This window comes from Neisseria sp. P0001.S005 (assembly GCF_051963715.1).
This window is the reverse complement of sequence record NZ_JBQCTZ010000352.1, coordinates 1-2,074: the sequence shown is the minus strand read 5'-3', so window position 1 is coordinate 2,074 and position 2,074 is coordinate 1. Positions and strand designations below refer to the sequence as shown.

Here is a 2,074-nt window from a genome sequence, read left to right as displayed (position 1 = left end):
ACTGCACTCAAAAGCCTGATGGCGCAAAAAGACCCGAATGAAAAATGGGTCATCATCGTCAACGAATTTGGCGAAATTGGCATTGACGGCGCCGTCTTGAGCGACAACGGCATTCCCGTGGCTGAAATCGCCGGCGGCTGTTTGTGCTGTACTGCCGGCGCGCAAATGGGTACGACCGTACAAAAGATGCTGCGCGATGCCCAACCCGACCGCTTGATGATTGAAGCCAGCGGCCTGGCGCACGCTGCCAGCGTTATCGACGAATTGAAAGCCAAACCGCTCGACAGCATGCTGGAAATCGGCGCCGTCTTTACCGTCGTCGATCCGCGCCAGTTTATTAATCCCGATTACGCGCAACAAGCATTGTATAAAGACCAAATCGGCATTTGCGACGTATTGGTTGCCAGCAAAACTGACTTGTGCACGCCGGAGCAACTGGCCGAATTTCATGACAAAGCGGCTAAACTGTTCCCGCCCAAAGCCAAAGTGGTTGAAGTCCAAAATGCGCAACTCGACATCCAGTGGCTTGATATTCCCGTGGTCGAAAAATCGCGCTACCGCCTCAAAGCTCTGCCGGATAACACCATGGGCTTCCAGTCTCAAGGTTTCACTTTCCCTGCCGGGCGTGATTTCGACGGAGAAAAGCTGACTGATTTCTTTAACGACCTGCCTAAATTTACAGACGGCCTCGTGCGTGCCAAAGGCGTGTTTCAAGTGCTCGGTACATGGGTATGGCTGAACTGGGTGGACGGACAATGGGGCGCAAACCAAGTTTCATGGCGCCGTGACTCGCGCTTTGAGCTGATTGCCAAATCGTTTGACGCGGATTTGATTGAGAAGAAACTGCAGGAGGCCTTGGAGAAGTAAATCATCGGCCAAACGCTTATTAATCCGTTACTATATGCCGTCTGAAGTCAGCGGTTTCAGACGGCCTTCAAATCAAAAAAATAGAGGAACACTTAACCATGTGGCGTTATATCTTTCAACGTTTGCTCCTTTTGATTCCCACGTTGTTGGGGATTTTGGCGATTACCTTCGCCGTGATTCAGTTTGTTCCCGGCGGCCCGGTGGAGCAGATGGTTCAGCAGCTGACGCAGGGCGCGGTTGGTGGTGAAACGGCGGGGCGCAGTATTCCCGGAACTCTGGCCAAAAACGGCAACCGTATCAGTGCGGAAGATTTGGCCGCGCTGAATGCTTTGTACGGTTTCGACAAGCCGCCTGTGACGCGTTTTGTGGATATGGTATGGAAATTTGCCCGTTTCGATTTGGGCGAGAGCTTTTTCCACCACCAAACCGTATTTGAGCTGGTAAAAGAGAAAATGCCGGTATCGATGAGTTTAGGTTTGTGGACATTCTTCCTAACTTATTTGATATGTATTCCGTTGGGTATTGCCAAGGCGGTCAGGGATGGCAGCCGTTTCGATACGATTACGGGTATGATCATTTTGGTCGGCTATACCGTACCGCCGTTTGTCTTGGGTTTGGTGTTGCTGGTGTTGTTTGGCGGCGGCAGCTTTTTTGCCTGGTTTCCTCAGGGCGGCTTGGTCGGCGATGATTTTGATACGCTCTCTTGGGCAGGTAAAGTCAAAGATTATTTGTGGCACATGGCCTTGCCGATTACCGCTTCGGTGGCAGGCAACTTGGCAGTGATGACTGTATTGACGAAAAACGTGTTCCTCGAAGAAATCCGCCGTCAATATGTTTATACCGCACGAGCTAAGGGCTTGCCTGAGAAACAGATTTTGTGGAAACATATTTTCCGCAACGCCATGATTCCTCTGATTACCGGTTTTCCGGCCGCATTTATTGGCGCATTCTTTACCGGCAGCCTGTTGATTGAAACGTTGTTCTCGCTGGATGGTTTGGGTTTGTTGTCTTACGAGGCAGTGATGAAACGTGATTATCCTGTCGTAATGGGTACGCTGTATGTGTTCACGCTGATGGGGTTGTTGGCTAAATTGGTGTCGGATATTTCTTATTCATGGGTCGATCCGCGTATTCACTTTGGCGGACAGAAATAAGGCCGTCTGAAAATATCTTCAATCCATTATTAAAGAATGTTTCGAACCATGAA

General features: G+C 50.1%; 2 protein-coding genes. Both read left to right on the top strand.

What is annotated here, in order from left to right:
• Positions 1-867: CobW family GTP-binding protein (locus ACTHSP_RS20030; RefSeq protein ID WP_440346777.1), on the top strand; the 867-nt coding region annotated here is incomplete at its 5' end.
• A gap of 98 nt (positions 868-965) precedes the next feature.
• Positions 966-2,021, top strand: coding sequence for an ABC transporter permease subunit (locus ACTHSP_RS20025; RefSeq protein WP_107857209.1), 1,056 nt, complete (start codon positions 966-968; stop codon positions 2,019-2,021).
• The last annotated feature ends 53 nt before the right edge of the window (positions 2,022-2,074 follow it).